The 21,241-nt window shown below is 39.8% G+C and carries 18 protein-coding genes and 1 other annotated feature; all 18 genes read right to left on the reverse strand.

Annotated features, from left to right (window positions below; translation table 11 throughout):
- Positions 1–8: 8 nt before the first annotated feature.
- Positions 9–138, reverse strand: a sequence feature (ribosomal protein L20 leader region).
- Positions 139–297: 159 nt separating this feature from the next.
- The 18 genes from thrS to mdh all read right to left on the reverse strand — a co-directional run bounded on the left by thrS (position 298) and on the right by mdh (position 21,213).
- A complete protein-coding gene (thrS, locus tag CDZ88_RS11725) occupies positions 298–2,232 on the reverse strand; it encodes a threonine--tRNA ligase (protein ID WP_100373719.1) in 1,935 nt (644 codons plus the stop codon).
- A gap of 362 nt (positions 2,233–2,594) precedes the next feature.
- Positions 2,595–3,458, reverse strand: coding sequence for a putative sporulation protein YtxC (ytxC, locus tag CDZ88_RS11730; RefSeq protein ID WP_100373720.1), 864 nt, complete (start codon positions 3,456–3,458; stop codon positions 2,595–2,597).
- A gap of 219 nt (positions 3,459–3,677) precedes the next feature.
- Positions 3,678–4,790 (reverse strand): cyclic dehypoxanthinyl futalosine synthase, encoded by a 1,113-nt coding sequence (gene mqnC, locus CDZ88_RS11735; protein ID WP_100373721.1) that lies wholly within the window; start codon positions 4,788–4,790, stop codon positions 3,678–3,680.
- A gap of 102 nt (positions 4,791–4,892) precedes the next feature.
- Entirely contained in the window at positions 4,893–5,834 is a 942-nt protein-coding gene (gene dnaI / locus CDZ88_RS11740) for a primosomal protein DnaI (protein ID WP_100373722.1), read from the reverse strand.
- Complete coding sequence (locus tag CDZ88_RS11745; protein WP_100373723.1) at positions 5,835–7,307, reverse strand: replication initiation and membrane attachment family protein; 1,473 nt, start codon at positions 7,305–7,307, stop codon at positions 5,835–5,837.
- A 76-nt stretch (positions 7,308–7,383) separates the two neighbouring features.
- Positions 7,384–7,839: a transcriptional regulator NrdR gene (nrdR, locus tag CDZ88_RS11750; RefSeq protein WP_100373724.1), complete on the reverse strand. Its 456-nt coding sequence runs from the start codon at positions 7,837–7,839 to the stop codon at positions 7,384–7,386.
- A 117-nt stretch (positions 7,840–7,956) separates the two neighbouring features.
- Positions 7,957–8,358 carry a DUF1499 domain-containing protein gene (locus tag CDZ88_RS11755; RefSeq protein WP_100373725.1) on the reverse strand — a complete coding sequence of 134 codons (402 nt, stop codon included), beginning with the start codon at positions 8,356–8,358 and terminating at the stop codon, positions 7,957–7,959.
- Positions 8,359–8,506: 148 nt separating this feature from the next.
- On the reverse strand, positions 8,507–8,890 hold the full coding sequence (gene speD / locus CDZ88_RS11760) for an adenosylmethionine decarboxylase (RefSeq protein WP_100373726.1): 384 nt from the start codon (positions 8,888–8,890) through the stop codon (positions 8,507–8,509).
- Positions 8,891–9,211: 321 nt separating this feature from the next.
- Positions 9,212–10,237 (reverse strand): glyceraldehyde-3-phosphate dehydrogenase, encoded by a 1,026-nt coding sequence (locus CDZ88_RS11765; protein WP_100373727.1) that lies wholly within the window; start codon positions 10,235–10,237, stop codon positions 9,212–9,214.
- A 149-nt stretch (positions 10,238–10,386) separates the two neighbouring features.
- Positions 10,387–10,977, reverse strand: coding sequence for a dephospho-CoA kinase (gene coaE, locus CDZ88_RS11770; protein WP_100373728.1), 591 nt, complete (start codon positions 10,975–10,977; stop codon positions 10,387–10,389).
- 18 nt (positions 10,978–10,995) lie between these two features.
- Entirely contained in the window at positions 10,996–11,631 is a 636-nt protein-coding gene (ytaF, locus tag CDZ88_RS11775) for a sporulation membrane protein YtaF (RefSeq protein WP_100373729.1), read from the reverse strand.
- A 63-nt stretch (positions 11,632–11,694) separates the two neighbouring features.
- On the reverse strand, positions 11,695–12,519 hold the full coding sequence (gene mutM / locus CDZ88_RS11780; RefSeq protein WP_100373730.1) for a DNA-formamidopyrimidine glycosylase: 825 nt from the start codon (positions 12,517–12,519) through the stop codon (positions 11,695–11,697).
- A 12-nt stretch (positions 12,520–12,531) separates the two neighbouring features.
- A complete protein-coding gene (gene polA, locus CDZ88_RS11785; RefSeq protein WP_100373731.1) occupies positions 12,532–15,159 on the reverse strand; it encodes a DNA polymerase I in 2,628 nt (875 codons plus the stop codon).
- Positions 15,160–15,268: 109 nt separating this feature from the next.
- Entirely contained in the window at positions 15,269–16,201 is a 933-nt protein-coding gene (gene hflC, locus CDZ88_RS11790; protein ID WP_100373732.1) for a protease modulator HflC, read from the reverse strand.
- Positions 16,201–17,151 (reverse strand): FtsH protease activity modulator HflK, encoded by a 951-nt coding sequence (hflK, locus tag CDZ88_RS11795; protein ID WP_100373733.1) that lies wholly within the window; start codon positions 17,149–17,151, stop codon positions 16,201–16,203. Before hflK ends, hflC begins: the two co-directional genes overlap by 1 nt.
- A gap of 393 nt (positions 17,152–17,544) precedes the next feature.
- Entirely contained in the window at positions 17,545–19,323 is a 1,779-nt protein-coding gene (gene pnpS, locus CDZ88_RS11800) for a two-component system histidine kinase PnpS (protein ID WP_100373734.1), read from the reverse strand.
- A complete protein-coding gene (locus CDZ88_RS11805; protein WP_100373735.1) occupies positions 19,316–20,047 on the reverse strand; it encodes a response regulator transcription factor in 732 nt (243 codons plus the stop codon). The genes pnpS and CDZ88_RS11805 overlap by 8 nt, the downstream gene beginning before the upstream one ends.
- Before the next feature lie 218 nt (positions 20,048–20,265).
- Positions 20,266–21,213 carry a malate dehydrogenase gene (gene mdh, locus CDZ88_RS11810; RefSeq protein WP_100373736.1) on the reverse strand — a complete coding sequence of 316 codons (948 nt, stop codon included), beginning with the start codon at positions 21,211–21,213 and terminating at the stop codon, positions 20,266–20,268.
- Between the last annotated feature and the right edge of the window lie 28 nt (positions 21,214–21,241).

Below are 21,241 nucleotides of genomic sequence, written 5' to 3' on the forward strand. Positions count from 1 at the left end.
GCACCGATTCATGAAAAAAAGTGTGGGCGCATACTATATGCGCCCACACTCGATCATTTAATAAAAAATGAATTTCATCATACCTGGTAACAACCGTAGCGTCAATCAGGTGAGAAGCGGGCGCTTCTGCTTGCTTTGTTTCATTCTATTTTACTACATAGATAACTATAGCATAATCCACTTCAAGGTGTCAACATAATTTGTCCGACTTCGTTATTCTATCGAATCTTTCCTCATTTTGCAATGTTTTTTTCATGATCTTTAGTAGAAAAGACTGGGATCAACCATGAAAAGCGTTTATTTTTTTAGTTCCGCTCCAAGACCTTCGATAAATACGCCGAGCTCTTTTGACTCTGATGCTTGCTCTCCGTACTTACGGATATTGACCGCTCCTGCTTCGACTTCCTTATCGCCTAGGACAAGCATATACGGAATTTTTTGCATTTGTGCTTCACGAATTTTATAACCAATTTTTTCGTTTCGCTCATCAATCTCTACACGTGCGCCTGCTTTTTGTAATTCTTCCTGTACACGCTTAGCATAGTCTAGGTGGACATCTGGAGAAACTGGAATGACTTGAACTTGAACCGGAGCAAGCCATGTTGGGAATGCGCCTTTATACTCTTCAAGCAAGAATGCGACAAAACGTTCCATCGTTGACACAACCCCACGGTGAACAACAACTGGACGATGCTGTTGACCATCTTCGCCAACATATGTGAGATCAAAACGCTCAGGTAGTAAGAAGTCCAATTGTACCGTTGATAATGTCTCATCTTTACCTAATGCCGTACGAACTTGAACGTCTAATTTAGGACCGTAGAATGCCGCTTCTCCTTCTGCCTCATAGTATTCCACATCATCTAGCTCATCCATCGCTTCTTTTAACATGCTTTGTGCTTTTTCCCACATCGCATCGTCATCAAAGTATTTTTCTGTATCTTCTGGGTCACGGTACGATAAACGGAATGTGTAATCTTCCAACCCGAAATCACTATACACTTCACGAATAAGGTGGACGACACGTAGAAATTCTTCTTTAATCTGATCAGGACGACAGAAAATATGTGCATCATTTAACGTCATTCCACGGACACGTTGAAGTCCAGACACTGCTCCTGACATCTCGTATCGGTGCATCATGCCAAGTTCTGCAATACGTAATGGCAGTTGACGATAGCTACGCATATCTTGCTTATAAACCATCATATGGTGAGGACAGTTCATCGGACGAAGAACGAATTCTTCGTTGTCACGTTCCATAACTGGGAACATGTCATCTTTATAGTGATCCCAATGACCAGATGTTTTGTACAGTTCAGAACTCCCTAAAATAGGAGTATACACATGTTGATAACCTAAACGCTCTTCTTTATCCACAATATAACGTTCGATGACACGACGAACCGTAGCACCTTTTGGTAACCATAAAGGCAGTCCTTGTCCTACTTTTTGTGAAAGAGCAAAGATGCCTAGCTCTTTTCCAAGTTTACGATGATCACGCTCTTTCGCTTCTTCTAACAAGCGCAAGTGTTCATCAAGATCTGCTTTCTTGAAAAAGGCTGTTCCATAAATACGTTGCAACATTTTATTATCACTATCGCCGCGCCAGTAAGCACCCGCTAAGCTTAATAACTTAAATTCCTTGATTTTGTTTGTGGATGGTACATGTACACCACGACAAAGGTCAAAAAATTCACCTTGCTCGTAAATCGTTACATGTTCATTAGCAGGAATCGCTTCAATCAATTCAAGCTTGTACTCATCACCGATCTCTTTAAAACGAGCAATCGCCTTATCACGACTCACTTCTAGACGCTTTATTTCAAGATTTTCAGCAATAATTTTTTTCATTTCTTTTTCAATCTTCGGAAGGTCTTCTGCTGTAATTGACTCTTCTGCATCGATATCATAGTAGAATCCACCTTCAATGACGGGCCCTACACCAAGTTTGACTCCTTTAAAGAGGCGCTTCACAGCTTGTGCCATTAAGTGTGCTGTACTGTGGCGCATCACTTCTAATGCTTCATCCGAATCTTGAGTAACGATCGCGATATCGCCATCTTCTGCAAGAGCGGTACGTAAATCAACCAATGTATCATTAAGCTTTCCAGCTAATGCTTTCTTTTTTAACCCTGGGCTAATCGATGCCGCGACATCTTCTGTTGTTGTCCCGAGAGGAAATTCCTTCACTGCCCCATCAGGGAATGTAAGCTTTCGTACATCTGCCATACTTCTCGACTCCTTTTTTTGTGTAAATAAAAAACACCCGTCCCTTCTATCTAGAAGGGACGAGTGTAGTTCGTGGTTCCACCCTTATTTCGCTACACCTAAAAAAACGTTGGCTGTAGCAACTCATCATACAGGATAACGGCTGTGTGCCGACGCTAGTTAATCCACATCTAGTGAGTGTTTCCCTGCGTAGTTCAAAGGTGGTAAGGTCATTACTACGTGCTAGAAAGCTTTCAGCCATCGCTTCCCTCTCTGTAAGCCATATATAATGCCTCTTGTCCTCATCATGACCATTCATATCAATTGTGTTGATATGTAGTATTATATGGATGCGCAATTGGAAAATCAAGAGGCCATCTCATTTATTGCAATCTTTTTTTCTCATATTGATGATAAGGATAGACTTTCATTCGTTCTTGAAAAATCGCTTGTATCGTCAAGACCACTCCATGATCTGGTTCATCCGAGAAGACATGAACGACATTTGGCACCATACTAACCAAGGGACTAATAACCATCTGATCAAATTCAATTGCCTCTTCGAACACTATTTTCTCTTCTAAATGAAAGAGTACTACATCTTTGGGAAGCTCCCTAAAATGCTCGTCATAAAAGGTAAACTCTTGATCATGAACGACATAAATCACCTCGAATTTAACGGGCTTGACCTGAACGTATTGCCTGAAATCTTCAATCATGTTTTGGTACTCTTGTTCAAACATGTATTCATCAATCGCAATCTCTACACAATCAATCAACATCTCTCCATACTCTCGTAAGCGAAACGTTAAAAACGGGTCATAATAAAATGTGGTCTCTTCTTCAAGATTTTTTGCAAAGGCATCATAAATATAGGCATACCGGTTAAAAAACGGCACTAAAGAAGGTAGGTCGTTTCGATTCCCATCTAGAATTGTTCTTGCAATCGTCAGAATTTGTTGCTGTTCATCTTCGTCCGTAAAGTGAAAAATTGATTCAATAATATCAAGGATCCACTCAGCCTCTCTTGTCTTAATCACATGCTCTGTTAGCACTGAAGTCAATAATGGGTGAAAAGAATCATAGAAGTTGACTTGTTCATTTGTATAATCGACTACAAGCATTTCTCTTTCATTTGATTCTACTTTCCCACCTAAACCGAAGCTTGCATAGCGCTCAATATATTCATGCAATAATTGATAAAGCTCCTTGCAATCACGCTCTTCTTCAAAATGAATAGCAATCACCACATATTCCCCCTAACCCACTCAACTAAAAACTCTTCTATGTGTATCTCCTCTTGAAGTTTATTCAGACAGGCTCTACTCCCATACTATGCATGAGCAAATAGAACATGAATAAATTTTCACATAATTAAGTAATAGCAGGAAAGAGCGAAACATTTAAGAGAAAACGCGACAAAATATAGCAAAAACGCCTCTCCAAAAGTAGGAAAGGCGCGATCATTAATTTTGCATTGTGAAATCTTTTTCGGCAGATGTATCTCCATCAAAAATACGAACGATTTCGTATTTCGTGTTTCGTTGTGCTGGTACTTTTCCAGCTTCACGAATAAGGCGTAATATTTCATTTGTGTTTACTTTATGTGTTGTGCCTGCTGCAGACACAACATTCTCTTCAATCATCGTACTTCCAAAGTCGTTGCAACCATATTCAAGAGATTGTTTTCCTACTTCTGGACCCATTGTTACCCATGAAGATTGGAAATTAGCAATGTTATCTAAGAAAATTCTAGAGATCGCTACATTTTTTAAGTAATCTCTGGCCCCTAGCTTCTCTGTCTTCCACATTCCTGTATTCTCAGGTTGGAAAGTCCAAGAGATATAAGCTTTAAAACAATCTGTTTCATCTTGGGCGTCGCGAACACGTTGTAAGTGAAGGGCGCGCTCTTCATTCGATTCACCAAAACCTATTACCATAGTAGCGGAGCCATGCATACCTACTCGTTTAGACGCTTTCATTGCTTCCATCCACTGTTCCCATGTAATCTTTAGTCGGGAAACACGCAGACGCGTCTCTTCTGTTAAGATCTCAGCTCCACCTCCTGGCATGCTATCAAGCCCAGCTTCATGAAGCTCACGGAGCACCTCTTCTACCGTTAGACCTGACACTTCGGCAATCTTCCAAATCTCTGCTGGAGAGAAGGAGTGCATCCAAATATCCGGGAAGTGTTCTTTAATTCCACGTAAAAGATCTGTATAGTAATTAAGCTTTAAGTCGGGGTTTGTTCCACCTTGCATTAAAATTTCTGTTCCACCGACATCAATTGTTTCTTGGATCTTTTTATAAATATGATCATTTTCAAGAACATATCCTTCATCATGTCCTGGTTTGCGATAGAATGCGCAGAATCTGCAAAACGTATCACAGAAGTTCGTATAGTTCACGTTACGTCCAATGACAAACGTCGTTACTGGTTCTGGATGCCACTTTTTCATGATTTTGTTAGCAGCTTCCCCCATTTTTTCTACTTCATCACTCTCATATAATGTAATCGCATCTTCCATTGAGATACGTTCCCCATTAACCGCACGTTCAAGAATTGCATCAATACTCATAATTATGACCCTCACAATCTATCATTTCTAATATCCTTTAATCCTAACATAGAAAGAACCCTTACAAAAGCAAGGGCTCCTATTGTACCAAAAATTTCATATTTAAAATGTAGACTTTTCTCTACGATTATGACCTTTAACTGTCACAAATTTCGTATGATGCTTAATTCGTTCCATAATGCGCATAGCTTTTAAATGTTCCGTTCCACTTTTATCTGAATAAGCGAGATGCTCCTCTAACTCATCATAATTGTAGTTCGAAGTAAAAAGAGTTGGTAATTTCTCAAGCATACGATGTTGCAAGATCACACCCAGTACCTCATCACGAACCCAGCTAGACATCGTTTCTGCCCCAACATCATCTAAAATAAGTACTTCAGCCTTTTTGATCGTATCTAACTTTTGTTGAAAGGTTCCATCACCTAGTGATTGCTTCATTTCTCTAAAGAAATCAGGAGTATACACTGTGTAGGATTCAATGCCACGATCGAACAGTTCGTTCGCAACCGCCCCCATTAAGTAGGTCTTTCCCACACCGAATTCACCGTAAAAATACAGGCCTTGTACATCTTCACCAGGTTGTGCTCGCAATGCAAATTCAAATGCGGCAGTGGCCGCCTTCCCTCGCTCCCCCTCCATATCCACATCCTCAAAACGAGCAGATAAGTTCTCTTTTGGAATAAAGAGAGATTTCATTAATTCTTTCTGTTCTTTTTTCTTGTCTTCTTTAATCTTTATTAGGCAAGGGAGGTAGTGAAGCTCTAAGTGTTTGCGTTCAATGGAGAGGCTCGGTTGATAGCCTTTCATCATGTTAGGACAAGCCGCAAGACCAGGGCATTTCGCACAATGATTACGTTCTTTTTTAAATTCATACAACTTCAACATACCACGATCTACCATCTCTGTTGTCACCGACCCTTGGTACTTCTTAAGAAAAGCTTGAATGAGTGGATCTGCCAAAAGATCTTGCTTTTGCTTCTCTAAACGCTCTTGTAAACCATGTGTTTTTCCCCATTGTTTTAAAGCAGATTGAATCGGCTTCATCTAAGACTCCCCTTTCTCTTGTTTTCGTTTTCTTGACTCTTCAAGTAATTTCATGAAATGCTCTTTTGTCGAGGCGGAGTTGGCTTGTGCACGATTCGGTTTGACGTCTGTTTCAACCGTTTCTTTTGATATTGACTCTTTCTGCTTCTCTTTTTCTTGCTTTTCAAGTAACCACTTCGGCAATTTATCTCGACGAGTATTTCGTTTTGTTCCTTGTCGTTTTCCTTGTGATCTTGCTTGATTTTGTTCTTTGGCTACGACCTTCTTCTCTTGTTCTTCCCTTGCTAGACCCATCGCATCAGATACAAGCTTAATTTTCTTTCTTGCCCAGTGAGCCGCAATTTTCTCGATAAATGCTTTTTGGAGCTTCATATCATGCTGATACAAAACAAAATCAAGTAATACATTGACCACACCAGGCAATAATTTATAATCAAGAATTAAAGATTCAATAATTTTCGCATCGGCTGTGGCCACTTGTGCACCTTCTGAACGAATTTCTAGTAAAGTCAGAGGTGGCGTCGTTTCATAAAATTTAATGATTTTCTCGTGTTCCGTTTTAGGTTCTACCCCTTTTAACGTTTGATGTTCGTTTGGATGAACCTTTAGACTCAGAGATGGTGGTTCTGAGCTATGTTCAATCTTATACCAGTCTTGAGCTTTTTTTCGTAACGTCTCAAGATCAATTTCATCCTCATGAATAACCGCTTGCCCAACAATGCGACTCATCTCTAGTGGTTCAATCCGGTAAACGAAGGCCAATCGAACAATCGCCTCTCGAACTTCTTTTGTAAGTAGGTTATCAGGCACAATAAAACTAGATAAGTCCTTGGCCATTAACTCGAAATCAAAGGATTGTTCCATAAATGAAAGCCCTAACTCATTTCCACCAAGTAGCTCTGATTGTGGATTCAGCTTCATTGAGTCTGATGTTTCTGATTGAAGGTTCGAGACGATTTCAGAGTGATGCAAGGAGTGGAAAACCTCATCAAATGAATGAGTCATTTCGGTGTATTGTTCTAAATCGACTTTGTCTTCTGTAAAACGCTCGCGCATTTGGCGGTATTTTTGTTTCCCTAGTCGATTGAATAAATAGACACTAAGGACATCATTTTCAAAAAATTGTTTCGGGCTCATTGGCTGCTGTAATTCATACACGTATGATGATCCCTCATCGACCGCTGTCTTATAAGTCTTTAACAGGCCAATCGCTTCTATTTTTTTTCGTTCTTCATATATCGTTTGGAGCGGAATATTCATCATGAGCATTAATTGGCGATGTGTTTGATCGACACTCCAAAATTGATCTTTTTCCAATTGAGCCCAAAGCGTCATATACATGCTGTGAGCAACCGCTCCAACAAGTGGCTGATACAATAGAGTTAATACTTTTTGATCGACGTCTGTTAAGTAATGAGACACCCTAACAGTGAATGCGTCCACAGGTAATAATTCTTTCCAATGCCAACTCATGTATTCCCCTCCTTTTGTATGTATAATGAGTAAAAAAGAGCTCATAGCGTGTGGACACTACAGCTCTCAAGTATTGTTACTCTTTATTCATTAGTTCAGTCAGTTCTTTAATAAAGACATTAATATCTTTAAATTGACGATAGACAGAAGCAAAACGAACATAAGCAACATCATCAATGGTCGACAATCTCTCCATCACTAATTCACCAACATCTTGACTGTTTACTTCATTCTTCCCTTTGCCACGTAACTCTCGTTCTACTTCACTCACGATTTGTTCTAATTTCTCAAGTGGTACTGGACGTTTCTCACATGCACGAATAAGCCCACGTAAAATTTTGTCACGATTAAATTCTTGTCGTGTACCATCTTTTTTTACAACGATTAAAGGTACTTCTTCAACCATCTCGAAGGTCGTAAAACGGTTGCTACACGATTCACATTCGCGTCTTCTACGAATTGAACGTCCCTCATGACTTGGTCTTGAATCAAGTACTCTCGTTCCATTAAATTGACAGGCCGGACAGCGCATGTAATCATCTCCACGTTCTGTGCCAATACATACAACACAAATTCTCCTCTTTACTCTATCATATAAAAAAAGACGGGATATGACAAGTTCGCTTTATCCCAATTGGCCCATTACTCCTTATAAAAGCTCTTCTCCAATACCTGAACCAATGTATGGAATTTCTTTATTTATTAGTTCATACAAATGAATGACTGTTTTCTTGCTTTTACCAAAGTCCGTTGGCAACATCGTATCTGATGAGCAAGCAAAATCAATAGCCGTTCGAAAAGGTTTCACCGTGACAATCGTGACAATTAAAATCGATTTGTTATTTGTTGTGGGGTAGGCAATAATTTCCCCACGTTCTTTTTCGATTTTTTTTATTTTCCAACCCGCAGCTTGTATCACTTGGTCAACCGCATCGATCGCTTTGTCGCGAGAGATCTTATAATAATGCGTTCTCATTTGTTTATCTGCATGACTTTCAGATGTTTCTGCACGGGTACTTGTTAATTGTTTTATTTTGTCTAGAATTCCCATCGTCTAACCTCCAACTTTCTCATCTTCCTCTTATCATATCACATCTTAGAAGCGTTCGGAGAAGTTCAGAGCACACAAAAAAAGAGAGGTATGCACCTCTCTTTTTATACTTAACATTTCATGGGATTATCCCATTTCCATGCTTATGTTAGAACGCATTAACTTTTGATTTTTCTACTTTAACTGGTCCCATTCCTCTTGGTACTTCAATAACTTCACTAGTACTTGCGCCAAGAGCTTCTGCGATATAGTTAGATGCTACATTAGGATCAATTCGATCTCCACATGTATAAACATCGATACTTGCATACCCATGCTCTGGGAAGCTGTGAATTGTTAAATGAGACTCTGAAATGATGACTACGCCACTAACACCATGTGGTGCAAACTTGTGAAATGCAACCTCACGTACTTCTGCACCTGCTTCAAGTGCAGCATCTACAAATGTTTGTTCGATAAAACTCATATTATTCAACTTCTCAATGTTACATCCCCAAAGTTCAGCGATGACATGACGACCCATAGTGTCCATAAGTTGAATCCCCCTTTACAAAAGATTCATGCCTTCTCAAGCATGTAGGAACGTTCAGTTACACGGGGGAAAGTTAGTCCAAAGAGGTCCTAACCCTTTCTGCAAGTAAACGAATCCTGGTTTGCTTAATTGAAGTTCACGAAAATCAGTATACTTGTTTTACAAATTGAATGCAACCAGTCACCGTCATTTTCTTTTAAAAAACTTTTCTAGTTATCCATAATATGTCTGAATAGTGACAGTGCGACTGGTCAATTCAATTGATTTATGAGAACGTTCAATGATTAGGGTATCCAACCTACGTCGTGCTATGAGAAGAACTTAACCAACATGAGATGGAGAAATCATTTTCTCTGCAACCAAATTCATAAGATCGACTACTCGACATGAATATCCCCATTCATTATCATACCAAGCTAAGACTTTAACTTGTCGAGAATTCATCACCATCGTTGACAGCCCATCAATGACAGAGGATTGCTCTTCTCCATTAAAATCAATGGACACAAGTGGCTCATCGGAGAAGCCTAAAATACCTTTTAATGAATTCGTAGCCGCCATCTTCAAAGCAGAGTTTACTTCCTCTGTCGTTACATCTTTTTTCACTTGAATAACTAAGTCAACAAGTGATACGTTAGGCGTAGGAACTCTTAGTGCCATGCCGTTTAATTTACCTTTTAATTGCGGAAGAACTTTTGCAATGGCTTTTGCTGCTCCTGTTGATGTTGGAATAATTGACTGCCCACAAGCACGCGCACGTCTAAGGTCTTTATGTGGGTTATCAATATTTTTTTGATCATTTGTGTAGGCATGTACAGTTGTCATTAAACCGCTTTCAATTCCGAACGATTCATCTAGTACTTTCGCTACTGGAGCTAAGCAATTTGTTGTACAAGATGCATTTGAGATAATGTGATGGTTGTTTTGATCATAGTCTGCGTCATTCACACCCATAACTATTGTGATATCCTCATCTTTAGCCGGAGCAGTAATTAACACTTTTTTGGCGCCTGCCTCAATATGATATCCTGCGGTTTCTTGGGTTTTGAACTTGCCTGTAGCTTCGATTACAATATCTACGCCAAGTTCTGACCAGGGAAGTTCTCGAGGATCACGTGAAGAAAGCAGCTGAACCACCTTACCATCAACAATAATGGAACTCTCTCCCGCTTCAACTGACAATGGATACGTTCCATGAATGCTGTCGTACTTGATTAAATGCGCAAGAGTTTCCGCAGGGTAGCTTGCATTAATAGCAACAATCTCTACCTCTTCCTGCATCATTGCTTTACGAAAAACCATCCGTCCAATACGCCCAAAACCATTGATTGCTACTTTCACCTTCATATAAATTCCCCTCTCTGGATATATGCTATACTCAATATTCTTTTTATGTTAATTAGTATATCACATATAACTAAAAAAGGACGATTAAAATCCTAAAAAATTGAAATTTAGGTGTCTACAACAATAAACCTCCTGCCGAAGCAGAAGGTTTAAGCATTCCATGTCTTTAACACCTTTTGTAGCTGCTGTTTTGAGTCAGCTAGTGAGCCCGAATTATTAATTATAGCCTCTGCCCGTTCTTTCTTTTCATGAAGAGGCTTTTGCGATGCAATTCTTGCTTTAGCATCCTCAATACCAGCTTTGTCACGCTGAACAAGGCGCTCTAATTGTGTTTGTGAATCAACATACACAAGCAACACTTTATCAACAAGGTGAAAGAGATCACTTTCAAACAAAAGCGGAATATCAAAAACAATCGTCTTATTACCTGATGCAAGGTATTTTTCTTTCTGAGCTTGCATCGCGTCCCTGACAGCCGGATGAACAATAGCATTTAATGCCTTGCGTTCTTGTTCATCATTGAAAATAATTGCCCCTAGTTTCTTGCGATAAATCGCTCCAGATTCATCGACGATACCCTCACCAAAATGTGAAACAATTTGTTTGTAAGCCTCTTCGCCAGGTTCAACTACTTGCTTAGCAATTAAATCGGCATCGACAATGGGGTAACCCCACTCACGTAACCAATTTGCAACCGTTGACTTTCCACTGCCAATTCCACCCGTTAAACCAATTAACATAGATTATCCATATCCTTTCTACAAACTAAAAATACCAAGAACAATTAAAAGAAAACCAGGAATAAATGAAAACTTCTTAATGACTTTTGATTCAGAGAATCTGAAACCACTCTTCATCCCAAGTGTTACAAACAAAGCACTCATCAATGCGACGCTTACTGCCATAGGTATTGGGGGAAAGCCAATTAAGGCCGCCCCAATTCCCGCACCAAACGCATCGAGTGATAAGGCGATTCCAAGCAAGATTGCCTCTCTTCCTGTAATCGTCCCTGAATTATCAATGTCAGCCACCATCGGTTTTCTTAAAATACGAATCACAACACCAAACAGTTTAATTTCAAAATTCAAAATAATTTCATCTTCTTTTGTTTTTTCCGTTGCCTTAGCCGGACGATACACTTGGTACAACGCCCATGCCCCAATGAGGATTAAGATGATCCCACCGATTGAACCAGCCACATCTCCTGGTAAGGTCCGCTCGATCATCGTCCCGAATGCCATAGCTACTAAGATTGATGTCGCCGAGCAGCAAGCGATAAAAAGTAACGATTTAAAAGGCAGCTTCATTTTCCGTAGTCCATACGTCAATCCAACACCAAAACTATCTAAGCTTACTGCTAGAGCAAGCGCAAGTAATGAAAGAATCTCGACCATCTTGATAAGCTCCTCCCACCTAAACGATACGATAGTATATGGTAAGGGCCTATCCGATGTACATTAGTTTTGGCAAACAGGACAAAAATGCGTACCACGACCACCGACGACCGTTTTTACAATCTCCGTTCCGCAGGCTTGGCATGGTTCATTCGTACGCCCATACACTACGAGCTGCTGTTGAAACATGCCCATCTCACCTTGACCATTCACATACGACTTAATTGAGCTACCACCAAGCTTGACCGCCTCAGATAATGTCGCCACAATTTCATGATGCAATTTACCGAGTTCTTCATCTGTTAGCGACTGGGCAAGACGTTCTGGATGTAGACGCGCTCTAAATAAAGCTTCATCAACATAAATGTTTCCAAGTCCTACCACTGTTTTTTGATCGAGCAAGACAACTTTTATTTTTCGATTCGTTTTAGAAAAGGCCTGTTTCAAGTGCAGGGTGGTAAACTGTTCGGAAAACGGCTCAACACCTAGTTTTGCTAATGGAAGGACCTCGTTCTCTTGACCTCGTGGGAAGATATGCATCGTTCCAAACTTCCTTACATCTTGATAGCGTAATTCGGTTCCATCTGTAAAATGGAAGATCACATGTGTGTGTGGTGGCCATTCGTCATCGGCGTTATAAAGTCCGTATCGTCCCTCCATTCGCAAATGAGAGATCATTACGACATCATCTAATTCAAACAAGAGAAACTTCCCTCTTCTGTTGATCTCTTGGATGGTCTGTCCTTTTAACAGGACCTCAAATTCCGCTGTATCATCAGGTTGCTTAATAATATTAGCCCAATTAATCGTTACATAAGATATTGTCTTTCCAAGGACAAGCTTTTCTAATGAACGTCGAACCGTCTCTACCTCTGGCAATTCAGGCATCTTTTTCTCTCCTTACTTCGCATCATACCAAGAGTCACCCGCTGAAACATCCACCTTTAATGGAACAGCCAACTCTAAAGCCTCTTCCATGACTTTCGGTACAAGCTTCATCATTTGATCATACTCACTTGGTGGGACTTCAAAGATTAATTCATCATGCACTTGTAACAATAATTTACTCTCGAGTCCTAATGAATCAAGCTGATCAGCCATTTCAACCATTGCTTTTTTTATAATGTCAGCAGCGGTTCCTTGAATAGGCGTATTCATCGCAGTTCTTTCTGCAAAACTACGTTGATTAAAGTTACGGCTTGTCAGCTCAGGCAAGTAACGACGTCGATGCAACAGAGTCGATACATACCCTTTCTCACGTGCCTCTTCTACAATATTTTCCATATAATCCTTCACACTTGGATAACTCTTAAAGTAGCGCTCGATAAATTGTGCAGCTTCTTTTCGGGTGATGCCTAGATTTTGAGACAATCCGTAATCACTAATGCCATACACAATCCCAAAGTTTACGGCTTTTGCACTTCTACGCATGTTGGACGTTACGTCTTCTTCTTCAACATGAAACACATCCATCGCCGTTTTTGTATGAATATCCAAGTCCTCTTTAAAGGCGGAAATTAATTTTTCATCATTAGCAATATGTGCAAGGACTCTGAGCTCAATTTGAGAATAATCGGCAGCTAGTATTTTCCACCCCACTTTAGACGGAATGAACGCTTTACGAATCTTTCTTCCTTCTTCTAAACGAATAGGGATGTTTTGTAAGTTTGGATCAGTCGAACTTAACCTCCCCGTTTGAGTAAGTGCTTGATTAAAACGAGTATGGATCTTTCTCGTATCTTCATGCGTGACTTTTAGCAATCCTTCGATATACGTCGAGTTTAACTTTCCGAGTTGGCGATAATGCAAGATATGTTGAATAATCTCATGCTCACCTGCTAGCTTGTCTAATACATCCGCTGAAGTGGAATAACCCGTTTTCGTTTTCTTAATAGGAGGGAGTTCTAGCTTTTCAAATAATACTTCGCCAAGTTGTTTAGGAGAATTGATGTTAAACGACTCCCCAGCAAGATCATGAATGTCTTTTTCTAATTTAGCGAGCCTCTCTTCTAGATCGGCACCAATGTCTTTCAGTTGATCAACATCGACCCTTATTCCCTCTGTTTCCATACGACCAAGCACTACAGACAGTGGCATCTCTAGCTCTTTAAACAATTCCAACTGTTCATTTTTATTTAACTCTTCTTCCATCTTTTCTTTGAGCTGATGGATCACTTCAGCTTTTCGAACAAGGTGTTCAGCAAGCACATCTTGATCAGGCACTTTGCGTTTTGCCCCTTTTCCATACACTGCTTCGTCTTGTTGAATCCTGCTCGCTCCCTTACGACTTGCAATATCTTCAAGATCATGTGAGGAATGAGATGGATCAAGGAGGTAAGATGCCATCAATAAATCAAAATCTACCCCATCAAGTAGGACATCTTTCCATCCAAGAACAACAACACCACGCTTAGCGTCAAGGAGCCACTTCTTTTTCGTCTCATCTTTTGCCCATTCCACAAATAGATCAGACTTTAAAGCAACCTCAGTCGGAATGAAGTAACGCCCTTCTTTATGTACAAGTCCAAAGCCTAAAATGTCCGCTTGGTGATAGTTTTCTTCTAAAACTTCAATGATCATTGCTGCGGGAGAAACAAGATGTTCTGCCTTGATCTCCTCTAACACTTCATACGTCACTTCCTCAAGTGGCGTATCATCAACTAGCTCGCCTGAATCAAATTGATTCACTAATGATTTAAACTCTAAATCTTTAAAGAGAGAAACGACTTTTTCTTCGTTATAGTCTCCAAAAGCCAATTCTTCAAGTGTTCCTTCATATGGCACTTCGGTATAAATCGTTGCAAGCTCTTTACTCATTAATGCTTGTTCTTTGTTATCAGCAAGCTTCTCTTTAAGTTTCTTTCCTGATATCTCATCAATCGAATCTAATACTTTTTCAATCGTACCGAATTGCTTCAATAATTTTAGAGCGGTCTTTTCACCTACTCCCGGTACACCCGGAATATTATCCGAACTATCTCCCATTAAGCCTTTCATATCAATGATTTGAATAGGCTTAATGCCATACTTCTCATCGATCAATGCTTCATCATATGCTTCAACATTGGTAATCCCTTTTTTCGTCAGTGCTACCGTCACTTGATCCGAAACAAGCTGCAGTAAATCTTTGTCCCCTGAGACCACTTTCACTTCCCATTTTTCTTTCTCCGCTTGTTTAGCAAGCGTTCCGATAATGTCATCAGCTTCATAATTATTAAGCTCAAATCGTTTAATGTTAAACGCATCTAATAACTCTCTCAGAAGTGGAAATTGCTCCGATAATTCTGGTGGCGTTTTCTGACGCCCTCCTTTATATGAATCATAGGTTTTATGACGAAATGTCGTTTTTCCTGCATCAAATGCCACGAGCATATGTGTTGGCTTTTCTTCTTCAATGATTTTAAGGAGCATGGTTGTAAACCCGTAGACAGCATTGGTATAAACGCCTTTATCATTATTTAATAAAGGCAAGGCAAAAAAGGCGCGATAGGCAATACTATTTCCATCAATTAATACAAGTTTCTTCAACGTTTTTGGCCCCTCTCTAGACGCAATATTCTTCAATCATTGTAGCATAATGGCCATAAAAAAAGAAAAGTCTCGCCTAACGGAGACTTTTCTACTTCTTGCTAAGTTCTTAATCAATGTAGCCCATTAAAATTCTTGCATATGGTGAGTCCGCTGGTAAAACAATGACCGTATCATCACCAATTGTTGTTTCGTACGAGTCTAGAGTACGATATAGTTGATAGAACTCAGGATCACGACCGAAAGCATCATTATACACAGATGCCGCTTCTTCTTCGCCTTCCCCCTCGATCACTCTTGCATCAGCTGTTGCTGTTGCGACAATCTCTTTAACTTCACGATCAGTATTCGCTTTAATACGGTTCGCCTCAGCATCCCCTTGAGATAAATACTCTTGTGCCGTTGATTGACGTTCTGAAATCATCCGACGAAACACCGCTTCTTCATTCTCCTCTGGCAGATCTGTACGCTTCATCCGTACATCCGTTAAAATAATTCCATAATTATTGCGCTCTAATGCTTCATTCACTCGCTCACGAACGAGTTCATTAAAGCTACCTCTTGAAGACTTCTCTTCATTAATAATCTCATCAAAATTCAATTGACCTAGTTCAGCACGAATCCCTGAGAAAATGAGTTCTCCCATAATAGCTTCCGCTCGTTCAATCGTGGTGGCATTGGCAATCATCAATTGAGGATCTTCAATACGCCACAATGCATAGTGGTCAGCCAGCATTCGCTTTTTATCGAGTGTATTAATTTCAGCAGGTGGAATATCATAAACCATTTGATATCTTGGTAATGTCGTCACTGATTGAATAAATGGTAACTTATAAGTTAAACCTGGTTCATCAACGACACGAACAACACTACCAAACTGACGAACGACTTTGTATTCTCCTTGTTCGACAATAAACAAGTTACTAATGATTGTAGCCACAATGGTCACTAAAATAACTCCGACCGCAATTAGCTTGAGATATTTTCTCCAATCCTCACTCGGACGGCGTTCATTTAAATCAACAATGTTTTCGTCACTCATTAGTTACTCCCTCCTTCTGCCGCTTCTGGGCGTCGTTCAATTGGACGGATTGGCAAGTAGTTTACCGTATCACTGTTACTATCCATAATATAGATTTCCGTATCAGGTAGAACTCGGTCAAGCGTTTCAAGCACAAGACGTTGACGGGTTACCTCTGGGTTGACTACATATTCACTATAGATTGAATCAAACAATGCTGCGTCCCCTCTTGCACGCTCAATTCTCTCAACTTTTGTTCCTTCCGCTCGGGAAATGATTGCATCCTTTTCCCCTTCAGCTTCGTTCATCTTCTGATTTCTGTATTTGTTCGCTTCATTAATCTTCGTTAAACGTTCCTCACGGGCATCTGTTACGTCGGTAAATGCACGACGAACTTCCTCCGTCGGTAGCTCTACATCTTGTAATTTTACATCTTGTATACTAATTCCGATTTGGTACACTTCTAGTAGTTCAATTAGATTTTCAAACACTCTCGCTTCAATTTCAGGCCGTTGATCCGTTAGAGCCTCGTCAATACCAGAACTACCAATCACTCCACGTAACGCTGCTGAAGTCGCACTATATAGCAGGGCTCTTGCATCTTCTGTGCTATATAAATATTGCTCTGGATCTGTGATTCTCCATTGAACAGCCAAATCAGCAAAAAGAATATTTTCATCTCCAGTAATCATCTTGGCTTCATTCGTGAATTCAACGACTTCTCCGTCTTGTTCACTGTAACCTACTTGAAGATTGTAAGTACCTCTTGATAAAATTTCAACGCGTTGAATCGGCCAAGGCATTTTAAATTTCAGACCTGGCTCTGTCACTGTCTCATCCACTTTCCCAAATGTGATTAGTGCAGCTTGCTCGGATTCATCGACTATGTACCAGCCTGTAACAAGGAATAACCCAAGTATCGCGATACCAATCATCGAGACAAACCCAACAACTAATTGTTTAATTGTCATAACCATCCCCCTCTAATAAGTGTGTACTTTCTATACGAGAACATTATAAATAAAGATTCAAAAACTACAAAAGAATGTAGCATTGTCAAAAAAAATTATAAAATCCTCTATCATTATAGTATACATTGATCGTAAACTGGAGAAAAAATTGTAAATAAAGAGTAATTAATCGCGGATGTGTTGAAGGAAAAAAGAAGAAAGACGAAAGCTAAGGGGAGCTTTCGTCCTTCTAAGGGGATGTAAATCAACGTGCACAAGCTTAACTAAGTGGGATGAGCACTTAAAAGGCTTGCTTGGCATTGATGAAACCGTTCAGTCTTTAGTGTAGACGATCTACATTAAGGAGAGATGAAAAGAATGTAAAAGTATTGTAAAATTTTCTAAAAAAACGTATTAGCCCCACTCTTTGTTTCGAGTGCGTAAAAATGCAATCGTAAACACCGTCCCTTGTCCAGGCTTACTTTCCACGGCTATTTTCCCGTGATGAGCTTCCACAAGATGCTTGACGATAGCTAAGCCTAACCCTGTTCCTCCCGAATTGCGACTACGGGCGCGATCGACTCGATAAAACCGTTCGAATATTCTTGGTAACTCCGATTGCTCAATTCCAATCCCGTTATCTTGAACCATTAATCGAATATACTTTTCATCGCCCGTCACGTGAACGTCAATTTTTCCTTCTTGAGGGGTGTAATTAATCGCATTGCCAATTAAATTAATGACAACTTGCTTTAAACGTTCTTTATCACCATCCATCACTAACGGGCTTTCACAAGTTAGATGAAGAACGATATTTTTTTCTTCGGCTTTATGTCGAAGCAGCTCGACACCTTCTTCGACTACTGTCGCAAAATCCGCGCTTCCCCAATTCAAGCTGAAATAATGCTGTTCTAGCTTAGATAGTTCCAATAAGTCTTGAATTAAACTTTGTAATCTTTCACTTTCATTATAAATAATTTTTAGGAATTTCTCTGAGTATGTCGGGTCATGCATAGCTCCATCAAGTAGTGTCTCTGAAAAACCTCTTATCGAAGTAATTGGTGTTTTTAATTCATGGGAGACATTGGCGACGAAATCTTTACGAACTTGCTCTAGCTTTTTCAACTCAGTGATATCATGCAAAACAAGAGCAATTCCCTTCATTCTTCCATGTTCACTTAAAATAGGGGCTGCATGCACATCAAAGTGTTTCACATCAAGCCCTACTAAAAGTTGAATTTGTTCTTGATGTCTATTTTCCGTAATGAAAATCGTCTGGACCACCTTCACCAGTTCTTTAGAAGGGAGCACTTCATGATACAACTGATTCATCCAAATATCGGCATTTGCTTCAAAAATATCATGACACATTTGATTAATTAACGAAATATCGCCTCTGGGATTAATAAAAATCAAGCCACTCGCCATGTTATCAATTAAAGTTTCGAGGCGTTCTTGTTGAGCTTCATGACGTTTAGTGATCTGTTCAAGATTGTATGCTAATACATTCATTGATCTTGTGAGTTTACCCACTTCATCTTGTTTCCCTTCAAATGTTCTCGCTTGAAAATTCCCTTCCGCAAGTTCAATCGCGACTTCAGATGCATTCTCAATGGGTCGAATCATTTCATTAGCAATTCGATAAGTGATCGTTCCGATAACCGTAAAGGCAATGGTGAAGCTAATAAGAAGAATCCACCAAATCGTTTCATTTAATTTATTTATCGTTTTTGTTTCCATTCCAAGACGAAGGTAACCGGTCTCTCCGTTACTAAGTTCATATGACACCGCATAATAGAGTAATTCTTGGTTGACCGTATCACTAACTCGTACCTCTGCTCTTTGATGTCCTTCTTTAACCGCTATAATCTCAGGACGATCGTTATGATTCTCTAATTGACTAGGATTATTGGTAGCAGATTCTCCAATCACCGTTCCGTCTTCTGCAATGATTGTTACTCTTGCATCCAATCGTTCACTAACTTTTACAGCATACTGCTGAAGTTCTGATTGGCTGTCTTCAAAAGATCCAAGTGTTAAAGCTACAAGCTCTGCTTCTTTTTCAAGACGATCGGTTAAGTGGTTCTCATAGATATTTCCATAAACCTGTCCGATCACAAGTCCGAGGCTAGCCATAACAAAAAGAGTCACACTTAATATGGCAAAAACAAGTCTAAACTTTAGCTTATGCATTGATATGCGGCTCTTCTAACTTGTAGCCTAAACCTCTAATGGTTTTAATGTAAATCGGCTTCTTAGTATTTGGTTCAATTTTCTCTCTAAGATGACTAATATGGACATCAACAATTCGCGTATCCCCAACAAACTCATAATTCCAAACAGCATTTAGGAGTTGGTCTCTCGTTAATACGCGACCTTTATGATTAGCCAAATAAAGGAATAATTCAAATTCCTTAGGCGTTAGGTCTAAAGTCTTTTTGCTTACTTGCACTTCATAATTATCTGGGTATATGTCTACATCTCCAATTGAGATGACACTTTCATGAGTTGGTTGTTCTTCTAATGTCGCGGTCGTCACTTCTGATACCTGTTGTGATCGCCTTAATATCGCTCTCACCCTAGCAACGACTTCTCTTGGGCTAAATGGTTTTGTCATATAATCGTCTGCTCCAAGCTCTAAACCTAGTACTTTATCAAATTCGTCATCTTTAGCAGTTAGCATTAAGATCGGCGTCATTTTTTTCAGCTGCCTTAGTTGCTTACAAACATCTAATCCGTCCATTTTCGGTAACATGAGGTCAAGCACTATTAAATCAAATGGTTCATTTTTAGCTAAGTTTAAACCTTCTTCGCCATCTGAGGCGACAGCTACTTCAAACCCTGACTGCTCTAAATTAAATTGTAATAATGTTGCAATAGACTCTTCATCATCAACTACTAAAATACGTTGTGCCATTTTCTTACCCTCCACTCTCTACGTTCATGTAGAGTTAATCGTCCAAACGGCTCCCCTTACTTCAATCGAAACAAATTAGTACTCATCCCTTTTCAACCTTAGTATACCAAAATTTTAGGACATGTCGTCATTAATTTGCCCTACAATCTTGTATCTACATATCAGCTGAATAAAAAAAGCTTTTCTAGACTAATATGGCCAGAAAAGCTTTATTAACATTATTCGTTTGGCGGTAAAGCTTCCATTACGTTGCGTATGGATTGAACGGATTTTGCTAATGCTTCTTTTTCAGCATCTGTTAAATCTAACTCAATGATCTTCTCTATTCCATCTCCACCCAGAATCGTTGGAACTCCTGCATAAAGATCTTCATACCCATACTCGCCTTCTAGATATGCGATTGTTGGGATAACACGTTTCTTATCCTTAATGATCGCTTCCACCATTTGCGCAAGTGCAGCAGCTGGAGCATAGTATGCACTACCATTACCTAGTAGCCCAACAATCTCACCGCCACCTTTACGCGTACGCTCTACAATTTCATCAATACGCTCTTTTGAAATTAACTTCTCAAGTGGCACACCGCCTGCTGCAGAGTAACGGATTAGAGGCACCATATCATCACCGTGACCGCCAAGAACAAAACCAGTAATATCTTCTACTGAAAGATTCAATTCTTGAGCAACGAATGTACGGAAACGAGCCGTATCAAGCACACCAGATTGACCGATTACACGATTTTTAGGGAATCCAGATTCTTTATAGACAGTGTATGTCATCGCATCTGCAGGATTTGTTAAGACGATGATGTAACAGTTAGGAGAGTGTTTAACCACTTCTTTCGTTACAGCTTTCATAATCCCAGCATTTGTGCTAACTAAGTCATCACGGCTCATACCAGGCTTACGAGCAATACCTGCTGTAATAACAACAACATCAGAATCTTTCGTATCTTCATAGTTCGACGTGCCAGAAATGTTTGAATCTACACCTTGAACAGGAGTTGATTCAAGCATATCTAATGCTTTTCCTTTTGTTGGCCCCTCTAATTGTGGGATATCAACTAGTACGACGTCTCCTAATTCCTTTTGAGCAACCATTAATGCGGTTGTTGCCCCTGTAAAACCTGCTCCAATTACTGATATCTTTCTACGTTTAATCGCCATATCGATTCACTCCCAGCTTTGATTTTGA

It is taken from the genome of Bacillus sp. FJAT-45037, from assembly GCF_002797325.1.
In the GTDB taxonomy this organism is placed as follows: Bacteria; Bacillota; Bacilli; order Bacillales; family Bacillaceae_D; genus Alkalihalophilus.

Excerpts from the sequence above, each read along its gene's own strand:
- thrS (WP_100373719.1), bottom strand. The coding sequence starts at position 2,232 with ATGGCAGATGTACGAAAGCTTACATTCCCTGATGGGGCAGTGAAGGAA.
- mqnC (WP_100373721.1), bottom strand. The coding sequence starts at position 4,790 with ATGAGTATTGATGCAATTCTTGAACGTGCGGTTAATGGGGAACGTATC.
- dnaI (WP_100373722.1), bottom strand. The coding sequence starts at position 5,834 with ATGAAGCCGATTCAATCTGCTTTAAAACAATGGGGAAAAACACATGGT.
- CDZ88_RS11745 (WP_100373723.1), bottom strand. The coding sequence starts at position 7,307 with ATGAGTTGGCATTGGAAAGAATTATTACCTGTGGACGCATTCACTGTT.
- nrdR (WP_100373724.1), bottom strand. The coding sequence starts at position 7,839 with ATGCGCTGTCCGGCCTGTCAATTTAATGGAACGAGAGTACTTGATTCA.
- CDZ88_RS11755 (WP_100373725.1), bottom strand. The coding sequence starts at position 8,358 with ATGGGAATTCTAGACAAAATAAAACAATTAACAAGTACCCGTGCAGAA.
- speD (WP_100373726.1), bottom strand. The coding sequence starts at position 8,890 with ATGGACACTATGGGTCGTCATGTCATCGCTGAACTTTGGGGATGTAAC.
- CDZ88_RS11765 (WP_100373727.1), bottom strand. The coding sequence starts at position 10,237 with ATGAAGGTGAAAGTAGCAATCAATGGTTTTGGGCGTATTGGACGGATG.
- coaE (WP_100373728.1), bottom strand. The coding sequence starts at position 10,977 with ATGTTAATTGGTTTAACGGGTGGAATTGGCAGTGGAAAGTCAACGGTT.
- ytaF (WP_100373729.1), bottom strand. The coding sequence starts at position 11,631 with ATGGTCGAGATTCTTTCATTACTTGCGCTTGCTCTAGCAGTAAGCTTA.
- mutM (WP_100373730.1), bottom strand. The coding sequence starts at position 12,519 with ATGCCTGAATTGCCAGAGGTAGAGACGGTTCGACGTTCATTAGAAAAG.
- hflC (WP_100373732.1), bottom strand. The coding sequence starts at position 16,201 with ATGAGTGACGAAAACATTGTTGATTTAAATGAACGCCGTCCGAGTGAG.
- hflK (WP_100373733.1), bottom strand. The coding sequence starts at position 17,151 with ATGACAATTAAACAATTAGTTGTTGGGTTTGTCTCGATGATTGGTATC.
- pnpS (WP_100373734.1), bottom strand. The coding sequence starts at position 19,323 with ATGCATAAGCTAAAGTTTAGACTTGTTTTTGCCATATTAAGTGTGACT.
- CDZ88_RS11805 (WP_100373735.1), bottom strand. The coding sequence starts at position 20,047 with ATGGCACAACGTATTTTAGTAGTTGATGATGAAGAGTCTATTGCAACA.
- mdh (WP_100373736.1), bottom strand. The coding sequence starts at position 21,213 with ATGGCGATTAAACGTAGAAAGATATCAGTAATTGGAGCAGGTTTTACA.